The 20,930-nt window shown below is 36.6% G+C and carries 15 protein-coding genes and 2 pseudogenes; 4 read left to right on the top strand and 13 right to left on the bottom strand.

Features of this window, described 5'->3' with window-relative positions:
* Window positions 1-215: 215 nt before the first annotated feature.
* The 13 genes and pseudogenes from JCM19043_RS05450 to JCM19043_RS05380 form a co-directional block, all read right to left on the bottom strand.
* Window positions 216-1,181: a carbohydrate ABC transporter permease gene (locus tag JCM19043_RS05450; protein WP_231631414.1), complete on the bottom strand. Its 966-nt coding sequence runs from the start codon at window positions 1,179-1,181 to the stop codon at window positions 216-218.
* 12 nt (window positions 1,182-1,193) lie between these two features.
* On the bottom strand, window positions 1,194-2,057 hold the full coding sequence (locus JCM19043_RS05445; RefSeq protein WP_062320678.1) for a carbohydrate ABC transporter permease: 864 nt from the start codon (window positions 2,055-2,057) through the stop codon (window positions 1,194-1,196).
* Window positions 2,058-2,584, bottom strand: a pseudogene (locus tag JCM19043_RS18105) (DUF5696 domain-containing protein). It abuts the gene before it with no gap.
* Window positions 2,581-4,317 (bottom strand): DUF5696 domain-containing protein, encoded by a 1,737-nt coding sequence (locus tag JCM19043_RS05430; protein WP_062320672.1) that lies wholly within the window; start codon window positions 4,315-4,317, stop codon window positions 2,581-2,583. Before JCM19043_RS05430 ends, JCM19043_RS18105 begins: the two are co-directional and overlap by 4 nt.
* Window positions 4,310-6,331 (bottom strand): YIP1 family protein, encoded by a 2,022-nt coding sequence (locus JCM19043_RS05425; protein ID WP_062320670.1) that lies wholly within the window; start codon window positions 6,329-6,331, stop codon window positions 4,310-4,312. The genes JCM19043_RS05430 and JCM19043_RS05425 overlap by 8 nt, the downstream gene beginning before the upstream one ends.
* A 12-nt stretch (window positions 6,332-6,343) precedes the next feature.
* Window positions 6,344-7,222 carry a carbohydrate ABC transporter permease gene (locus JCM19043_RS05420; protein WP_062320668.1) on the bottom strand — a complete coding sequence of 293 codons (879 nt, stop codon included), beginning with the start codon at window positions 7,220-7,222 and terminating at the stop codon, window positions 6,344-6,346.
* Window positions 7,223-7,244: 22 nt separating this feature from the next.
* Entirely contained in the window at window positions 7,245-8,135 is an 891-nt protein-coding gene (locus tag JCM19043_RS05415) for a carbohydrate ABC transporter permease (RefSeq protein ID WP_062320665.1), read from the bottom strand.
* Window positions 8,132-9,268, bottom strand: a complete 1,137-nt coding sequence (locus JCM19043_RS05410) for an ABC transporter substrate-binding protein (protein ID WP_062320664.1) — start codon at window positions 9,266-9,268, stop codon at window positions 8,132-8,134. The genes JCM19043_RS05415 and JCM19043_RS05410 overlap by 4 nt, the downstream gene beginning before the upstream one ends.
* Before the next feature lie 2 nt (window positions 9,269-9,270).
* The gene (locus JCM19043_RS05405; protein WP_062320661.1) at window positions 9,271-11,055 is read right to left on the bottom strand and encodes a hypothetical protein; all 1,785 of its coding nucleotides are present in this window, start codon (window positions 11,053-11,055) and stop codon (window positions 9,271-9,273) included.
* Window positions 11,056-11,085: 30 nt separating this feature from the next.
* A complete protein-coding gene (locus JCM19043_RS05400; RefSeq protein WP_062320658.1) occupies window positions 11,086-12,471 on the bottom strand; it encodes an ABC transporter substrate-binding protein in 1,386 nt (461 codons plus the stop codon).
* 31 nt (window positions 12,472-12,502) lie between these two features.
* Window positions 12,503-13,324 carry a hypothetical protein gene (locus JCM19043_RS05395; RefSeq protein ID WP_062320656.1) on the bottom strand — a complete coding sequence of 274 codons (822 nt, stop codon included), beginning with the start codon at window positions 13,322-13,324 and terminating at the stop codon, window positions 12,503-12,505.
* A 174-nt stretch (window positions 13,325-13,498) separates the two neighbouring features.
* Window positions 13,499-14,847 (bottom strand): annotated as a pseudogene (locus JCM19043_RS05390) (beta-galactosidase).
* Window positions 14,848-14,858: 11 nt separating this feature from the next.
* Entirely contained in the window at window positions 14,859-15,827 is a 969-nt protein-coding gene (locus JCM19043_RS05380) for a LacI family DNA-binding transcriptional regulator (protein WP_197274746.1), read from the bottom strand.
* Window positions 15,828-16,127: 300 nt separating this feature from the next.
* Between JCM19043_RS05380 and JCM19043_RS18100 the strand changes: the two genes are divergently transcribed.
* The 4 genes from JCM19043_RS18100 to JCM19043_RS05360 all read left to right on the top strand — a co-directional run bounded on the left by JCM19043_RS18100 (window position 16,128) and on the right by JCM19043_RS05360 (window position 20,452).
* The gene (locus JCM19043_RS18100) at window positions 16,128-16,397 is read left to right on the top strand and encodes an efflux RND transporter permease subunit (protein WP_062320647.1); all 270 of its coding nucleotides are present in this window, start codon (window positions 16,128-16,130) and stop codon (window positions 16,395-16,397) included.
* Window positions 16,361-17,257: an efflux RND transporter permease subunit gene (locus JCM19043_RS18095; RefSeq protein WP_082394437.1), complete on the top strand. Its 897-nt coding sequence runs from the start codon at window positions 16,361-16,363 to the stop codon at window positions 17,255-17,257. Before JCM19043_RS18100 ends, JCM19043_RS18095 begins: the two co-directional genes overlap by 37 nt.
* A gap of 20 nt (window positions 17,258-17,277) precedes the next feature.
* Complete coding sequence (locus JCM19043_RS18090; RefSeq protein ID WP_062320642.1) at window positions 17,278-19,155, top strand: efflux RND transporter permease subunit; 1,878 nt, start codon at window positions 17,278-17,280, stop codon at window positions 19,153-19,155.
* 214 nt (window positions 19,156-19,369) lie between these two features.
* Window positions 19,370-20,452, top strand: coding sequence for an AI-2E family transporter (locus JCM19043_RS05360; protein ID WP_062320640.1), 1,083 nt, complete (start codon window positions 19,370-19,372; stop codon window positions 20,450-20,452).
* Window positions 20,453-20,930: the final 478 nt, after the last annotated feature.

Here is a 20,930-nt window from a genome sequence, read left to right as displayed (position 1 = left end):
CAGCCCCGCTCTACACCAATAACAAACGCACTTAGACCAAAGCCTACTGAAGCAATACTTGCAACATCTTTGGCTTTTTCACTCGTTTTATCTCGTATTAATCCATAACCAGGACTCTTTAAATCCGTATTTGCTTCTTCATAAAAGAATCGAAAGCTACGCCTCGCTTCTTCTTCCAATATTGCTCTTGCATCCATATATAAGCTCCTTTTTATTTACTCTCCTGTGATTCCTGAACGATCGACACCTTCTACGAACCAACGCTGGGTAATAAAGTAAACAACTAACAGAGGTAAGATACTAAGCATAGTTCCTGCCATGCTAATCCCTTCATTAATATTTACATTAGAGCCTCCGAGGTTCTGAGCATTCATTTGTTCATATGAAGCATTAAAGCGTTGTAATTCTAACGGTATTGTTGTTAGCATATTGCCAAAGAAAGTTGCCGCCATTGTTGTCTCATTCCAATACCAAACAAATGAAAACAGAAAGGAAATGATAAAGGCTGGGATTGCCATTGGAACAGCAATTCGAATAAAAATTTTATAATAACCAGCCCCATCTAAATACGCTGCTTCTTCCAACGATTTTGGTAACATTCTAAAGAATTGATAAAATATTAAAATGAAGATCGCACTATTCAATCCTTGTCCAAATGCTGCTGGTAGTAAGAATGATTGTATATTCCCAATGATACCTAAATCATTAAAAAACACATATCGAGGTATCATTAACACTTGGGGTGGAATAACAAACGTTGCTAGTACTAAACCGAATAAGGTACGTTTAAATGGTAAATCGAATCTGGCAAATCCATACCCGATTAAACTAGCGACTAAGGTTTGAGCTAACGCTGGAAGTACCGTAACATACAGTGTTACACCTAATGTAGAAGAGAAATTTAAAACGCGATAGGCTGTTTCATAGTTTTCAAGATAAAACTGTGAAGGTAACCAAGTAATCAACGGGTTAAGTAAATCTTCTAAAGTCATGAAACTATATGACCCCATATGAATCATCGGGTAGAGATACACAAAACCAATGCCAACAAGCAAACTATAGATAAACAGACGTGTGATTATGCCTGTCTTTACATTTGACCCAAGGAGGAGATGTTTTATTCCTTGACGATAATTATGTTTCTTCGGCATTTTTTGACTAACAACTTCAATTCTTTTCAAATCTCTCACTCCTTAGCTATATTTTTTATTTGTTCTTAACGTTAGCAAACCAACAACGATAAGCAATACCAGTGCTATTACTCCAAAATAAATCCAAGATAATGCCGAAGCATATCCGAACCCTGTATTAATTTGAAACATATTACTCTGAATGTGATTTACAACAGGGTTAAGCGCAAAAATAGAATAGGTTACGACGGTATAAATAACATTGATGATAATGATTGGAGATAAACTTGGTAAAGTTACTTTCCAAAAACATTCCCAACTAGATGCCCCATCAATTTTTGCAGCCTCATATATTTGACGATCAATCTTTTGCAGCGCTGCTAAGAAAATCAATATTTGAACACCCGAAAACCATAAGATGAAAATTAGATTGTCCATCAAATAGATGATTGTTGAGTTAAAATAACTTTCGCTATTGTTTAAAATGACATTAAATATCGCATATTCCTCAATCGAGGGTATAGCGGTAACACCTTGGGCCATTAATTCCTCAATAACTGGCCCTGATGTAATAATAACCGGTAAAAAGAAGATTGTTCGAAATAGCCCTCTGAACTTAATGTTTTGATTTAACAGTAAACCAATAATGAGTGAGAATACTAAAATAATTGGTACTGAGATAAATAACTCTTCGAGATAAGTTAATAATTCTTGGGTAAATAAGGCGTCTACTGTAAAAGCATAACTGAAATTATCAAAGCCTACGTAATCAGTTACAATACCTTTAGGTGTAATTCGCACTTGTTGAAAACTCAGAAATATTGAATACCCTAAAGGGAAAACAGTAAATACCGCAAATCCAAGAAGCCAAGGAAGAATAAACGAAGTACCGATTAATTGTTTTCCGGTTTTTAGTGATACTTTCATTTATTCTTCACCTCCTTCTATAACAATAAAATCTTTCGGTGCTATACTTCTATTACCAACTGACATCTGAGAATCATTATAGTTGACGATAATAGCTGTGCCATTCGAGTATTCTACTTCAACTAATCCTGTTGCGTGTACTATTCTATTCATAATTGTTTCACCTTGGACTGGTTCTAACGCTTCAGCGATTAAGTGATAACTCATAACAATCTCATCTTTCCAGTCACTGAATTCAGAAGTATATAAATCTTTTGATCCAGAATTTATTAATAAGTTTGATGGTGCTTCCGTTAAATAATAAGATGGATAGGCACCGTATTCAATCATTCTTAAAAGGTCGTCTGTTCCGTTCGCATTAAAATTACTAAACGGAGCGTAGTAAGGGATATACCTTTTAATACTGTTTGTAAAAACGGTACGGTATCGGTAGTAAAAAAATACCCTGATGAATAAAGTGAAATATCTAGATAACGTTCTGTCGCCTTAAACAAATAATCGTTTGGCTTATATAACGCTGTCTTCATCCTTGTTGTTCAACACTTATTAACATGTCTTGCCAGATTTTTTGATGGTCCAGTCTTGTAAAGTAATCATCATTAAAATCAGAGTATAGCGTCGATGCATGAGCAATCGCTAGATGTTCTATCCCTATCGCCTCATACTCTTCTAGGTCTGAATCTAACATTTCTTTACTTTTCTCAGGGGATAAATAAACATAACGATAATCTTCATCTGTTCCATTAATTGTTTCAGCATTAATTTTGCGAGCCACATCTTGTCGAGGTGAATATCCACCTGCGTTTCTATAAGCCTTTAAATAATCGGTATGAAAATACATGGGAATATCTTTATCATCTAAAAATGCTAAAGTTTCTTCAATTTCATCATCCGAGGCAACCTTGTCCTCTACTGGGAACTTTTCTGGCAAGGCCCCCGTTAAACCTTTATCAAACCATCCTTTATATATGGTAAAAATATCTGCGACACCTTCACTCTCGAGTTGTGTCACCATTGACTGGATTGAAGTAATGGGTGTCATTTCGAATACACTATCAAAAATCAGACCCGGTTTATGTTCACTTCCTAAAAACTCTAATCTCACATCAAATTTGTCTTCTTTTTCCTCAAAAATATTTTGATCGATGAGTTTATCTTGATAAACTTTTGCTAATCCGGTATAAGAAGCTTTTTCACCTTCAACAAATGATATACGTTCTGTTATATCGAATTGATTACGGTCTTCTTGAATCGTATTGTAGCCTTCCATACTTTGATTGGTTGGCTGGAAATAACTATACCGATAATTATACCTTGCTGTTATCCAGTTGAAATCTGTTGATACACCAGCTGGATAGACAAGAAGATTTGCGTATGAGGCACCTGATTCAATCACATTAAGAAAACCATGTTGACTTACTCCATGAACTATCCCATACAAAGGTAAAGATAAGTGATTTGTTTCATTAATTACTCCTGCCTCTTCTTGTTTTTGCCTTGAAAAACCTAAGTCCTCTCCATAAAAAGCAGCGCTGAAGTGATTGCTCACCCCTGAATACTCATCCTTGAATCGCATTAATGCCCCACTGCCATCAGGTATTACCGCATAACCCGGAATCGCATCATTTTCTACAGCACCTAAGAATGGATAAGCCATAAGCGTCACTAATTTATTCTCATTTTCACTTATTTTCTCATTAGGAATATGCACGATAACATCATCATTTTCCAATGTCACTTCAATCGCAAGTGATATATCTGATGCAGCAAAATCAACGACAGCTGCAAAACCATCATCAATAAGTGATAGTGTAACTTCTGATGATTCAGACAAGATACTTTCGGTGTCACTCCCACCATCTGCAGTTTGATAATCAATAGTCAAGGCTGATTGAGCTTGATTTGTCCAAGTCGTGTTAAGGTTATATTCCTTATCTGGTGAGAGACCTGACTCGAATACGTAGCCAGATTGTTTATTTTCAACTTTAATTCCTAAAGATTCTTTTTCTACATAAAGTGCTAATTGATCGTTTTCCGCAACTTTTTCATATCCATCGTAGTTAATTGATTGTTCAATTTTTTCAACTTCTGGTTCTTTATCAGTATATTGAATTGATTCATAGCGCAATGATTGGTTTGACATCACAGGTGAAGAATCAGTGATGATAGGTTTGTCTTCATCATTTGCTAATAATGTTAGTGATAATGCGAATAAAACAAATACACCTAAACTGATCATTACCTTTTTTGACTTAAACACGTAACATCACCTCCTGAATCATCGTATAAACAAAGTTGAACACTTGGTCAAATAAAACATATAACACAAAGAAAACTAACACAGCGATAAACATAGTAAAGAATGTAAGTAAAATGTTACCGATTGTTTTTGTTACCGTAAAATCATGAACTTCTTTGATCATGATAAACAACATAACTAGTGACCAACCTACCATAACTTGTAAAGCAAAATAATAGATAAACCCTTCGTTCAGCGTTAGAATATTTGATACTATCGTAATAGGTAGAAGTAATACAAGAACTGGAGATAATGCGTATACTGTTCCAGTAAATACTTGTTTGAATCGTCCTTCACCATCTGTAATCGTACTTACCATATAGTTAGCAACAATAAATAAGCCGAATGGTAAAATTAATAAAGCTAAGTCTAATAATAGGTTTATGTCTTCTATTCGATTTGTATTAAAAATAAAGCCAGTAAATATAAACCAAATGAAGTATAAAATAACGAGTACCATAAATAATAGCGATGCTGATTGCACTGATACGCGTTTATTTTCTTTTAAGTAGTAATAACTATCAATAGGTGATTTTAAAAACTTTTTGAAATATAACAACTCATTGATCAAGCGATACTTTTTCAACCGATGATGAATACTTAAAGCTTGATTAATTTTCGTAGAACGTTTTCTTAACTTATTAAGAATAGTTTTAAGAACAAAAAGTAACGCAAGAATGAAAATAAACCATTGTAAATTTTGTTCCATCCATTGGTACCTTACTTCCCAAAAAGCATCTGAATATCCTGCACGATTATTAGCTAATCGAAATTCTTCTAACGCTTCATCGTACTGTTGCTGTTTGTATAAAGCTTCTCCTTTTGCACTATGTGCAAGACCGAATGCAGAATTTAATCGGATGACCTCATCCCAATAGGCTTCACTTTCAATGTAAAAACCATCTCCATATAGCGATAAAGCTTGGTGTAACAAACCAGTAAAAGCCGTCGGTTCGTACATTTGTATGTTTCCTTTTTCTCGGTCACTAATAAATATGCGCCCAACTGAATCAACCTCTATGCTTGTTGGTTGCTGTAGAAGACCTAATCGATTACTACCGTCATCCTTACCACCGAAAGTAAATAGTAAATTCCCGAAACGATCATATTCGTAAATTAGACCATCATTATCCACTGTGTATATATTTCCAATCAATCCTACTGTTAAATCTTTTAAGTTCGATACAGTCGAAATATCCGCTGGTAACATATTGTCACCAGCGACATTTAATTTCCTGATAACTTCCCATGAAGACCCTGACGTAACTGTATGGATTAAACCTTGATTACCTATCGATACATTGTTTGGCGCTGATGGTACACGATTAAAGAGCGATTCACGCTGAGATTGAAAAGCAAGAAGTTCTTGGATAACGTTACCAATAGAAGGCCGAGTTGTTCCTACTCCATAAAACCCTAAAAAGTCTCCAGAGGCATTCAATTGGATAATACCGTTTGTTGTCCCTTCACTGACAATATAAAGATTACCACGTCGGTCCACAGCTAATTTTTGTGGTTTGAAAGGAGTTGAGCTGCCGAATAACGGTGTATCAGGCTTCTCAAATGTCATTAATTGTTCACCCGACTGATTATATTTCACAATTATTGCTTGCTCGTAATCAGCTATAAAAATATCTTCACGATGATCGACAAATACACCTTGAGGTGATCCTAAAGAATCACGACCGTATACTTGTTCGATTTCACCAGTTGGACTAAACTTTATAACTTCACCCGTACCTGAATCAGCAACATAGACATAATCATTTTTGTCAATGTAAACATCTTCCGGTGTTTCAAAGTTGTAGTTTTTTCCAAACAATCCAATCGGTGTGTAGGCTGATTGTGTTTCAATAACGTCACCGGTTGAAGTCAATGTTTCTGTTTTATAGGCAACAGACTCATGGGCAGCTATTTGGATTGGAAACTTCACTAAGAACATCATGATACATATGAGCAAAAAAGTTTTTTTCATTAGTTTCCCCTCCTATTTAATACCTGAGTGTGCCATTGTATTCATTACTTGACTTTGTAAGATAATGAAAATAATTAAATTTGGAATGAACATTAATAATGATGCAGCAGCTGCCATACCTTGTCCTGCTACACTATTTCCTGTTTGACTAGCTAGTGTTGACATAAAGAATGCAAAAGTCTTCAAGCTTTCATCATTGACAAACAATGTTGATGTTTCAACATTATTCCACACAGCTTGAAACGATAGTATGGCAATCGTTGCTATAGCCGGTTTGACTAAAGGTAAGATTATTTTCCAATAAATAATATAGTCTGATGCACCATCCATTCTGGCTGATTCTATTAATGAATCAGGTATCTGGTCAATAAATTGTTTTACTAAAAACAAACCAACAGGCATGGCTAACAATGGCAAGATATGTGCCCAAAAACTATCCAGTAAACCGATATTATCTATTAATAAATATCTAGGAATTGCTACAGCAATTGGAACGAACATTAATGCAACTGTATTGATTTCGAAAAGAAGCGCTTTTAATTTGAACTTCTTTTTCGATAGAGCGTAAGCTGCAGCTGTACTCATAACGATCGTTAGTGCAACGACAACAACTGTTACGATGATGCTATTAAACAAATATCTTGACATTGGTACACCTGTCGTATCAGACATATTAAATAGATCTACAAAGTTGGCAAGTGTCGGTTTCTCCACAAAAAAACGTGGAGGGTATGCAAAAAGTTCATCAATAGGCTTAAATGCATGTGAAAAAATATAAACAATAGGTAGCCCCATAAAGACCATCATTGGAATTAGAAATAAAAAGAATTTAATCTGACTGCGATCAAATCTATCTGGATTAATTTTCGATCCATGAAATGATGATGCCATTTCCCTTCCCCCTTTACATTATCTAATCGTTGTCACCAAATAAACGCCACGCTAGTTTAGAGAATAAATATATAAATAGTAGTAGCAACACTGATATAGCAGCGGCATATCCCATTTCATATCGAATAAATCCATAATCTTCTATATGATTCACCATTAACTGTCCGGCATTTTGTGGTGTAGGGTTAGCACCAGAAAGTTGAACCCCTATTGCTCCGGCTTGAAAGGTTGTTACAATTGCCATCACGGCACCAAATAACATTTGTGGGCGCATAGATGGAATCGTAATATATATAATTTCTTGGAAGCGGTTTTTAATGCCGTCAATATAACCTGCTTCATAAATCTCTGAATTTATATTCAACACTCCTGAAAGCATGGCCAAAAAACCAACACCCATACTCCCCCATAACGTTACAACAATCATGATTGTCATAAGGTAATTGGGAGACTGTAAGAATTGTAAAGGTTCATAAATAACACCTAGGTTAATTAGCAATGCATTCAAGTAACCCGTTTGATCACCACTGAAAATAATTCGCCATACAACTGCCATAGCTATACCCGCCGTCATAGACGGTGAATATAAAACTAAAGCAAAAACAATTCTTGGTAACCGGGGTATTTGTGCTAACATCCATGCAAGAATAAATGATAAAATGTATCCACCTGGCCCAACAACAAGAGCGAAAATTAATGTGTTAGGTAAAACATTTCTCATAAATACATTATCCTGCGTTAGTACATTTACATAATTCTCTAAACCATTGAAGCTTGGTGGTTCTATGGCATTAAAATAAGAAAACGATAGCCCAATTGCAATTGCCACAGGAATGATAATGAATAAAGAAAACATTAGCACATATGGCATTAAAAATACGAGTGTGCTATGGTGTTTTTTTAAAAATGTCATTCTTCTAACCACCCTTCAATAAGCTCTATTGTTGGAATTCGATATGATTTGACCTTTTCTCCATCTTCGATATATCCAAATTCCTCTAATTTCCGTCTGAGTTCTCGATTGATATTGACTATACTATCATCCACTGAAGATCGTGTTATTTCACCATCGAACACAACACTATTCCATACATTACTAATTTCTCTTTCAACCATGTAAGAGTATGGTGTTTTCGGAACTTCTAACAAGTAATCCCACTGCTCCAAAATAACTTCCTTATGTTCTTCTGGCCAAGGCAATTGTTTAAATGATTCCACATTAGCTGTATTCCACATATATTCTGGACCATATAGCGTTTGTAGTGTAGCTGCAAACTCTGTTTGAGTCTCAGTTGCTCCCCACCACTTCATTAATTCCCAAGCTTCCTGTTTCTTTCCACTACCTTCAAACATCATCATCGATTGACCTGATCCGGTAGCAAATCTTTCAACCGTTCCATCTTCTTGTTCGACTCCAGGGTGTGGAGCGATATCCCACCAACCTGATATTTCTGGAGCAGCGGCGGTGAGTTGAACATACGTACCAAACTCAGCTATACCAATAGGTAAAGTCGTATACCTAAAATGGTTATAAAAGTTTGGCACTTGAAGCGGCATACTATATATGGTATTTAAATCTGTCATAAGCTGAATACCTTTGAGAGATTCTTCACTATCAATTTGAGTGCCAAATCCATCTGGGTCATATAGATCTCCACCATGTTGATATATATAAGGTGCTGTTGTCTGGAAAGGCTTAAAACCTTGTGCCCCTGCAATAGGCGTGTAATAATTCATACCAAAACGCTGCAATTCGGGCAAAATATCGATGACATCATCCCATGTACTTGGTACAGGAATATCTAAAGATTCTAAAATGTCAATCCGATAATATTGTACATAGAAGTCTTGCGTCTCAGGTAAAGCATATACACCATCGTCAACAACAAGTGGTAAAAACGCCCCTGGAGAATAATTTTGACCGACTTCCTTAAAATCCTCAAATTGACGTAAGTCTACAGCAGCACCACGTACAGCGAGTTCATAAGGTAACCAGTTGCTAATTCCTAAGGAAATATCTGGTTGTGAGTCAGCAGCATTAGCCAAGATTAATTTTGCTCATCAGGCATTAGTGAGTACTGAACTTTTATTCCTGTTTCGGGCGTAAAATACTGATCAGTCATTTGCTGCAGTAACTCTAAATATTGTCGTGGGCGATTGACCCATACCTCTAGTGTTTCGTCATCTACTTCTGATACTGAATAATCATTATTAGTAAAAGAATTAAAAAAACGTTTCACGTTATCTGACAATTTCGTAAACCAACCAGCCATAGCATTTGGTAAATCATTGTCTTCACCATGTAAATATAATTGATCTAACAGTAGTGGCTGATCTTGCAAATCAATCATAATTGTTCCTAGCATCTGTGTAGCTGAGCTAGTTCCTTCTGATAACTCGTGGATACGGTTAGGAATTTCATTTGGTTCATCTGCAAGTGATCGCAAACGGTCCGCAGCGATCCTAAGAGAGACAACCGTAGTTGTTTCATTTTCATTATTTAAAGCTAATAAGTAATCTAATTCATTCTCAAGGGCTTTTGCCCATTCTATTAGCGTATCTTCAATCTCAGGAATGTACTCGACAATATCCCAATCGCGATTCGGGTCTTGGTTATTTCCCGTTAGTTGTCTGATTGATAAAGTCAAATCTTCGATTTCTTTCATCATTTGGTCTATTGTTCTTACTACTGGTGCATACGGCGAGACATCAACTGTCATATTAACTTCGTTATTACCTTTTTCTAAATATATATAGAAAGGTTCTTCTTTACCGAAGGTTTCAATATACCATTCATCGTTTAATTCAAAAGGATAATGCTTCACTTCATCAAAAGGAACATCTCCATTTACAGATAATGTTCTAAAAACCGTATCTCCTGAAGGGTTAGATTGCATCACTTTAGCACTCAAATTATATAAACCACTTTTAGGAACATCAATATTCCATGTTACTTCTTGGCCTGGTTTAGACCATGACTCTCCACCAAACGTATTTAAGTAACCTACACCTGTTTCGTATGGTGTTACGGATGGACTGTTTGTACTGATTGGCCTAATATAAGAACTATTTTTATATGCTGGTAATTCTGCCTCTAAAATAATCGTATCATCAATTTTTTCTTCTTCCCTGTATTGTTCAAGATAATCAACATAACTAATGGCTTCTTTTTTAGATGATATAGTAATATCACCTAATAACAACTTTCCTCTTAAAGAGTTAATTTCAATAGTATTCTTTCCTTCTTCAAGTAAGAATTCCAAAGGTTCATCTTCATAATAGTTTGCATCTAAAGCATAAGTGTTGTACCACTTTTCAATAGCACTTTGTTGAGGAACGACCTGATTATCACGACGGTCTAATACAACTTCATCGCTCTGACTTTCCCAATCTACAGGAAAAACAATACGGCGACTTTCTCGATATTGATATTCACCATTGACCATAATTGCACCTTCAATAGAAACAAGCGGGTCACTTAATGGATAGTAATCAACATTCAATTGGTATAATCCTTTTTTTGGTGCATTCACTTCGATAACCGCTGATTGACTATCGCTCCATTCTAAAACATCACTATGATAACCTTCACTATTTCTTTGACTTAATAAATTCTCGTTGTTTTCTTCAACAATAAAAGCAGAGGGGGACACGCGTTGTTCAAATGAGTCAACGCGTGTAATGCTTTCTGATTGCCACTCATCACTTATAACGTGATAACCAGACTCAATAACGTCCTCTTGTAAACCTAAATCTATTTCCTCATTCGCTTTTACTGTTGTCGGAACTAACAGCAAGCCAATTACAGACCACTTTATGATTGACTTTATCATGCTTTTTCCCCCTTTGCTCCATTACATTATTTATTGAATCGATGCTTGACCTTCTTCGTATTGTTGATTCGCAAGCTCATTCATTTGGCTTACATAATCTTGGATATTCAAGTTTCCTCGGATAGCGGCATCAACAAGACCTGCCATATTTGCATTAGGATTGTCTCCCACTTCAACACCTGTTGGTGCATCCCATCTCGCTAAGTTATAACCTGGCACTGTTTTAACTGGCTCTACAACAGCTTCATCAATATTTTCATAAGCTTGACGTAAGCCTGGTGCATCAAATCTCTCGAAATATACATCCAATACTTCTTGGTCAGCTGTTACAGGCATACTTGCAATATTTAAATTCTCACTTGAATCAGCAATTTCGATTTGTTTAAGGAAACCTTCTGAACTGAATGACATCCACTTAGCTAACTCATACGCTGCTTCTGGATGCTGTGTTGCACTTGAAATACCATAGTAATCATGTGTCATAACAACACGTTCTCCTGGAATTCCGATAAAGTCCCATTCAAAATCTGATTGACTATCAAGGTGACCGGTAATCCATGTTCCATCCCACTTAATCCCAACCTGACCATTTAACCAAACTTCTTCAGGGTTTTCACCATTAAAGTTAGCTTGTTGGTCTTCTGATAACGTTTCATAAGCATAACCATTTGTTAGCATATCTTGCGCCAAATTAACCCCACTAATAAATTCATTGCTATCTAGTTGGAATGATCCATCAAGATAAGTGAACCAACCCATATCTTGATTTGCCGCAATTGGATACCAATCAGGAATAGTAAAAGGATGATTCAAACCAACTCGACCATCATTTACATCTGTTACGTCACGCACCGCCTTAACAAATTCATCAGTGGAAACTCCCATTGCTGGAGCATCTAAATTCTGCTCATTAAATAAATCTTTATTTACAAAGTAACCAAGTAAGTGTTGGCCAGCAGGTAGAGCATAAATGCCTTCACCATAAGTTACAGCATCAACAACCGCTTCAGGCACTTGAGAAAATTCTTCATCAGCAGTTGCAATATCAGAAATGTCATAAAGCCAATCATTCGCTAAACCTGTAGGGATTTGAGCTAACATGAATACATCTGGCATAACACCGCCACTTGCGGCTGCAGCTAATGAACCATTCCAATCTGATGAATCAATAGATTCATCGATTGTGACATTAATATCTTCATGCTGTTCATTAAATGCATCAACCATTAAACGATTAAGATTTTCATCTCCTTCAGCGCCAAATCCCCAACTTGCAATCGTTAGTTCTACAACTTCTTCCGATTCGTTACTATCTTCATTTGAGTCATTTCCTGCATCCTCTGACTCATCACTCCCACATGCCGCTAAGCCAAAAATAAATACAACTGATAACAACAACGTTAACCATTTTTTCATCACTCTTACACTCCCTTTTTTATTTTATATATCACTCACTATTGTGAGGTGAACACTGTTGGATGATTACCTTTGATGTATCATTAAATGTTTCTGCTAATGTGACGAAATATTGACCATGTTTCTTTTGAATATTTACACCATGTTGTTCAACAATTTCTCCATAGCTAAGTTCAATTACCATAAATTCTTCAACGAGCTTTCTATCAGCTGTTAGAACTTTTTGTCCTTTTTCAACATTATTACTTATAATTTCAACTGTTGATGAGATAATTTTTATTTGATTGTCTAATGTGATGTTTATTGGCAACATTAACCCTTTTAATGCTGGTACCTTAATATTACCTTGTTGATAAACAACCACATCATCTACTTTAATTTCAGGATATTTATCATAATGATCAAAGTTATGCAAATGAATGAAATATGCATCCTTATCAATCACTCGTAACGCACTATCAATATCATCAGTGACTTCAAGACGAGGTTGAACCCCCATTAAAACTGCCACTTTTCTAAATTCATCTTTTTTACAATTAAAGTTGAGCTGCATATGCGCTCCAAGAATCAGCATTTTAGCTTTTCCGTATTTTTGACTTAACCCACAAGCATATCCTTGATCCGTTTTACAGAAGACATCGGATTTAGAACTGTAGTGTTCCACTTTATCACATTCAATTGATTGAATATCATCTAATTCAACAAAGCTCTTAGTCTCTTTAACTTTACGAATGATAAAAGCTTGTTTCAAAACAATGCAAGGTTGTCCGATTAAATCCTCTTCTGGTATTTGTGGATATAGTAATAGCTGACCACCTCGTTCAACATAATTAAGTAGTTTTTTCCTGGACACTTTTCGCCATTCTTTTTAGTGAAAACATCCACAGTATAGGAATTTGATTCGGGTCGAGCTTCTCTTCTCTTTGAACATTAATAGCATTAAAATTTATATTATTATACTATAATCCTTTAACCATACCCTTGTAAAGATACTGGTCTGATTACTTTTGAAACGATTCAAAAATACTTAATTTTTTATTACCCTTATAGTTGATTCCGTAGTAGTCCGGATAAAACCAATGGTTAAATCGTGGTATGGCTTTGTTTGTAACAGTTCTTCTTGAAACGTTTCAATCGTATGCCCAACTTTACTAATTGTTTCATATTGTGATCTAGTTTCACCATTTAATTTAACAAGAGCCTGCCATTCGTGTCTTTCACCTAACAAACCGTATTCTTTACTATTTATTCCTGATTGAAACATATAACAGTTAACGGCATTCACACCATTCGAAATACAAAGTTTTGTCGTTAAATCAAATGTCGTTGGTTGTAATCTTGGAACATCTTTCGCTTTTCCACCTTGGAACTCTGCTGAGAATAGCGGCTGGTGTTTAGCTTGGATAGATGAGCTAAATGCATTTGCTAACACGATATCGGTATAGTTATCATAGTGTATATTCCCAATATAATAATCCCCTGCAAGCATTGTATTCTCTAACTCAGAGACTTTGAGTAATTGAGATAGCCCTATAGGATACATCGACCCACTACCCAATACATCAATTTCATGAAATCCGTGTATATTCACTACAAAAGGTACATTTATGCCATCCTCTATTGCCATTCGTTGTAATGTTAAAAGATAGTTGTAAAAATAATGTCGCATAAACTTTTGATACGCCAATTCTATTTCACTATTCTCCATTACTGTTGATATATCCTCATATTTATTGCCCAATGTAGAAGATATCAAATTATTATAAGCCTTTGAAGTTAAACAATCTTTAGCAAAGGTTTTGAAAAAATTCCATACAACTGAACTAAAATCACCCTTTTCGGTAACCCAATGAAACATTCCTACCTCATTATCTAGCTGATAAGCAATAACAGGTGCACCTTCTAAGAAATCAGAGATTACACGATTTACTTGTTTATACCATAACCGTACTTTTTCTAAATAAAGGGGGTGATTATAGCTAACAACGCGCGTTTCATGATGTAGACCAGAAATATCTCTGGCTATAATCTCTGGATAACTATCTAATAACCAAGTGGGTATACCATGATCCACTAACTCTGCCATATTATATGGACCAGGTCTAACTAGACAATACATATTAGCCTCTTTAATTAATGTTAAAAAGGTAATTAAATCTCTCTCACTTTTGGTTTCACCATTGAAATCATAAGCTCTTTCTTTGTATTCATGAAAACTCCACGGTATGTACTAATCATATTCATACCTGCTTCTTTCGCTTTCATGATACTTTGTCTCCACTGATCTTTTGGCACTCTAAAATAATGAATTTCAGCGCCAAAAGGATATATTTTCTCATTATTTATGAGTAAAGATTGATCTTTAAAAGTAATCATGTTTCACCTCCTTATGTTGAATCTCGTTCAATAAACTCCATTGGTGGTTGCATTAAATGCTTTGTATCAGAACCTGTTAGAATATCAAGCATTGCCTCAGCTACACTCTCTCCCCATTGTTTTTTATGGACGCGAACTGTCGTTATACTCGGTTGGAAATATTGTGCAATAATGATGTCATCAAAACCAACTACTGCTATGTCCGCAGGAACTGATAACCCTTTTTCTTCAATTGCTCTAATTGCACCCATTGCCATTTCATCATTTGCCGCGACAAACGCTGTCGGATAGTGATGACTGTTGTTTAAAAAAGCTCTCATTGTGTCATAACCACTGTCTTCCGTGAAGTCAGCACGTAGAATCTTGTTTAGTCCAGTTGTTAAATTATGGTTCTTAATATATGTTTTGAAAGCGTTTAGACGAGCTTCTCCATCATAAGAATCGGTTGATCCTGCTATAAAACCAATTTCTTTATGCCCCTTGTCTTCTAAATGTTTTAACGCTTGGTTGATGCCTTTTTCATTTGGAAGTAAAGCCGTATAAATATGCGGGTGCTCAATGTCTCTATCCAATACGATTAGAGGCATTTTCTCGCTAGCAACAGTTTTTAAAAGTTCTGATTCAATATGGTAATTCAAAATAATTGCGCCATCTACCAATCTTTCTGTCAACATTCGATGGCGTTCGTTAGAAGCACAGACAACTAATTCATAGCCATGACTTACCACAACATCTTGAATACCTTCTAATAACTGATTAAAAAACGGACCAGTAAAACCACTAATGAAAAGACCTATCATTTCATTTTTGCTTCTTTTTAAATTTTTAGCGTTACCGTTTGGGTGGTATCCTAATTCATTAGCTGCTTGAAGTACTTTTTTTCTAGTTGATTCTTTTATTAATTTGTTACCGTTTAGAGCATAAGAAGCCGTTGACACTCCAACATTGGCTAATTTTGCAACATCTTTTAAAGTTGTCAACATTATTCTCTCCTCTAGATTATTTTTGAAACGATTCAACTCCCTCTAAAAAAATAATTGAATCGATTCAATAAATATATTATATATTAAATTGTTAACGTTTTCAACATCTTTTTTTATTTTTAAGTCTTATTACTTTCAAATTATGCTTATTAGTTATACAATACTTATACAAAGTAGATGTGATAACGATTCGTTACATAACTATTATCATGTTGCTTTCGTCTGCTGAGTATAAGCGCTGCAAGTATCGCGCCACAACATCAGTCATATACTAAACAACGAGAAAGGATGACTTTTATGCAAACATTACTGAAATATCGGAAGATCCTTTGGATCCTCATTCTCTTACTCGTGTCTGTCGGTATCTTTACCTACATTCAATTACCGAAGCGCGATATTCCAGAGATTAATCAACCGCTTGCTTCTATCCAAGTGATTTACCCAGGTGCTGCACCTGAATCAATGGAAAAAGCCATTACGACACCACTTGAGGAGGAGTTACTCACGATTGATGGCATTGACGAGATTCAATCAGCCTCACTGAACGGCTTCGTCAATCTGACCTAGTCTTATTAGATGACGTTGATACGAATCAGCTGTATCAAAACATTAACCAAAGCGTCAGTGCAGTAAGAACGAGCTTTCCTGATGATGTGAGGGCTGTCAACATTAACACAGATTTGATTCAGTCAAATGTGGAAACCTTCCACATTGCGGCTGATAACTACGATACCTTACTGAATAATCGCGAAGCGATTCATCAGTTTGCGGATAACTTAACCGCAATCCCAGGGGTAAAATCCACAGACATCCGCGGATTACCTGGTGAAACATTGTCAGTTCAAATGGAACCAGACGCGTTAGCACGCTATCAATTACAACCAAATCAAGTCATTGAAACCATCTCGCGAACGATCGCACCTATACCACTTGGCACCGATCAAGGTGATGATACCATCCGAACATTGACTTTATCTTCTTATCAAGATTTAGATGATTTTAAAGCCACTCTTATCACCAATACAAACGGAGAAAATGTGACACTTGAAGATGTTGCTTCGATTGAGGTGATAACGGATGCGCCGTCGAGTTTAATTCACGAAGACGGACAGTCTGTCGTATCAGTCACCGTCCAAGCTGATGATGGCATTAATATTCTTAATTTAGACACACCATTAAAAGAAGCGCAAGCTGAAGCTGATACATTATTCAGCGACGATGTCACCATCAGCTCTTACTTTAGTCAATCAACGATTATTGATGAGGTTTACTCAAGTTTACTAGAATCTCTCATCATTTCATTTATCGCTGTCCTTGTGATTATGGTCCTTGGGTTACCTATAACCTCTGCCATTTTAGTTGCTCTAGCGATTCCTTTATCGATTATTATCGGTCTTATTCCACTGCCTTATAGCGGGTTGATTTAAACCAAATTTCGGTGATTGGGATGATTGTGGCGATTGGGATCTTAGTCGATGATGCGATTGTCGTCAATGATAATATTGAACGCCGCTTCTTACTTGGTGATTCACCACTTGAAGGCGTCATTAACGGCGTGAAAGAAGTACGCGTCTCAATTATCACCTCGACGTTACTCATCGTCTTTAGTTTTATCCCGTTAACGTTCTTATCAGGTAGTAACGGCGACTTTATTCGCGGCTTGCCACTGGCACTTGTGTTTACCGTACTAGCTTCTACACTGTTAGCACTCAGCTTTATGCCAGCCTTCCGCTACCAAGAACAAAAACTACGGACAAAGAAAAAACAGAGACGGTCCGGTTTACTGAACCCCGTCTTTGAAAAACTCAGCAATGTCTATGCGGATCACATCGTACCGTTTAGTTTAAGACGTCCACTCATTACGATTATCAGCGGTCTCGTTATTATGGTTGGTTTCTTAAGTCTTATTTTACTTGTCCCAATCGAGTTTTTCCCGGCGGCAGAGCGTGAGGAAGTCACAATAACGGCAACGCTCCCAGCGGGTACACCGATTGAAGAAACACAAGAGACCTTGATCGCGATCGAAGATTACTTTAAACAAACAGACGTTGTAAAAGAAACAGCGAGTTACGCCGGCGAAGGCTTACCAGGTATTTTCGGCGCGTCGATTCCAAATAGCGGTAGCAACACCGGACATGTCGTTGTCCGAATTGATCAAGATAAAACAAAAGTATTAGACTTTATTACTACGTATGAAGGAGATGTGAGAGACCAGTTCCCTGAGGTGACGATGCAACTTGAAACGATTGTTTCAGGTCCTCCTGCTTCTGCTGACGTGAGCTTAACATTAAAAGGTGAAGACTTATCCGAACTCCTTAACATATCAGAAGACATCAATGAAAAGTTAAAGGCATCAGATGACGTTTCTTTTGTCTCATCAAACTCACAGACAAAACCCTTTACTGAAATCACGATTGATGAAGAGGCAATGTTCGCTTATGGTTTCACCGAAACACAGGTCACAAGTTTAATGCAATTGGCCTCCATTGGGGCACCACTTGGTACGTTTGACGATGGTAACACTCGACTTCCGATTAACTTGAGCTATAACGATAATGACCCGAACGGTCTAGCGTTAGACAACTTAGAACTGGCGAGTTTCTCTAGTGACAGTCCTATGCCAATGATTGTCTCACTCGATCAATTCGTTGAAAAAACAACGATCGAACAAGTGAATGCGATTAATCATTTAAACGGGGACCGATTCATTTCATTTGATATTTTCACGACCGAAGATGGCGATATTTCATCGATCATAGAAGACGTGAGAAGCGACTTACCTGCAGGCTTTAGTTTATCTGAATCAGGTGAACAAGATACTCAAACCGAATTCTTCTTAGAGGTCGGTAAGTTATTCTTAGTCGTTTTATTCTTAATCTATACGACACTGACGATTCAGTTTAATTCACTCACCACACCGATTCTCATTAGTTTTACGATTCTCTTAGCCCTTAGTGGTGCGGTTGTGGGTCTATTTATCTCAGGTGAACCACTCAGTTTCTTAGGTGTCTTAGGGATTGTGGCATTAAGTGGGGTTATCGTGCGTAATGCGATTCTCTTAATTGAGTTTATTGAACAAAACCGCGACAACTATAACTCACTGACCGATGCCTTTATTGAAGCCGGTCGCTTACGTTTAAAACCAATCTTACTCACGACGCTCACATCAATGGCAGCATTAATCCCCATCATTATTACGGGAGATGTTCTATTTAAACCATTAGCTGTAGCGATTGTGTACGGTATTTTCTTTGCGACACTATTAACCCTTTTCTTAATTCCACCGCTTTACTTAGCGTTATTGAAATTAAGAAAAGAAGCGTAAAACAATCCATGATCTAACCATTGAACTACCCCCACCTAACATTCTCACGAATGTTTGAGGAAGGAGTCTTCTCGCCCTAAAACGATCAAATTTATTCCAAACGAACAGCCATAGAGGCTGTTCGTTTTATTAAGGATATCTTTACCACGTGGCACATCTCCTATGGTATGATAAGGACACATACATATTGTTTAAACAAATGGAGGAATCTTTCATGACTACACAAAAACCGTTTCGCATTTTAGTCTATCTCATCTTAATCTTTTCCCTTGTGTACTTAGTACACTTAACTGACTTTATTTTTGTTCCTATCGGTCTATTACTCGCCTCTATCGCCGTACCGATTGTCGGAGCTGGCTTATTCTTCTATATTACGAACCCGCTCGTTGATTTGTTAGAACGCTATAAAGTAAAGCGTATATTTGGCGTGTTGATCGTTTTTGCTGCGATTGGACTCGTCATCTATCTCATTAGTCTGTTTCTCATTCCACCACTCCAAGAACAAACCGCGCGACTCGTTGAAAATGTTCCAGCGATTGCGAAGTGGGTTGAAGATTTATGGGAGCTTTGGCAAAACCGTCAAGAATACTTACCCGTTGCCTTTGAAGACTCGATTCAAAATGTGATCGATAACTTAGATACGTATGCTGAACAAGTGCTAACCAACCTCTTTAGTATGATCAGTTCTGTGTTTAGCTTTTTATTCTCATTTATTATGATTCCATTCTTCCTCTTCTTTATGTTGAAAGACGGTAAGAAATTGACACCCTTTATCACGCAGTTCTTTAGTGAACAGAAAGCTAAAAGTATTGAGACGCTATTAAAAAACATTAACCAAACGTTAACATCATTTATCCAAGGACAAGTACTTGTCAGTATTTTTGTTGCGGTTATTCTTCTCATTGGTTACAGCATTGTCGGCTTAAATTATGCGCTTGTTTTAGCAATCTTTGGCTTATTTATGAATTTGATTCCGTTTATTGGCCCGTGGATTTCCGCTATTCCTGCCGTCATCATTGGGTTCTTCCAAGACCCGATGATTGGTGTGTGGACCGGCGTGATTATGCTTGTCGCACAACAAATCGAAGGTAATTTAATTTCCCCTAATATCATGGGAAAAGCATTAAATCTCCATCCTTTAACGGTCATTACGGTTATTTTAGCGGCGGGTGCGATGTTTGGCTTTATCGGTTTACTGTTTGCCGTCCCAAGTTATGCGGTCGCCAAAACGATTCTCACGCATTTGTACCGCGTTTATACGAACTCACGGCCAGTGGGACAGAAGAATATATTTTAAATCGTTAAAATTGATTAATCGATTAATCAATGTCATTTTTAAAGAGACGCTATCCGACGGCTCAATGAAACACCATTTTTAAAGACAGGCAGACATTCTCTGAATCTGTAGCGGTAAGTCATATGAATACGTGTCGATATTTAACGGGATACCCCAAGTCTTTAATAGTCTTGAACGCATCGAAAAAGAAAGTTGTAACACTTCAAATGAATAGACCAGACGGAAAATAGCACCTAATGATTTTTGGTATCTTTGCTTAAAATATTATTTATCAAGCCGTATAATCTGTTGTAGCAATTTTTAAATCAGCACAAAATACTCACGACACGTGCACTAATAGTGTACTTAGACAAAAGTTAAAGCTCAACATGGTAAAAAATCAAGAAAAGACGAGCGGCTAAATATATATTTAATTAAATGACACGGCTTTTCGTGTCATTTTTTGTTTCTCTATTCCTTTTTTTCTGTTTGATTTGTT

It is taken from the genome of Halolactibacillus sp. JCM 19043 (assembly GCF_001310395.1).
Classification (GTDB): Bacteria; Bacillota; Bacilli; order Bacillales; family Amphibacillaceae; genus Halolactibacillus; species Halolactibacillus miurensis.
Note: the sequence above shows the minus strand (reverse complement) of the source record. Positions and strands in the feature narration are given on the sequence as shown.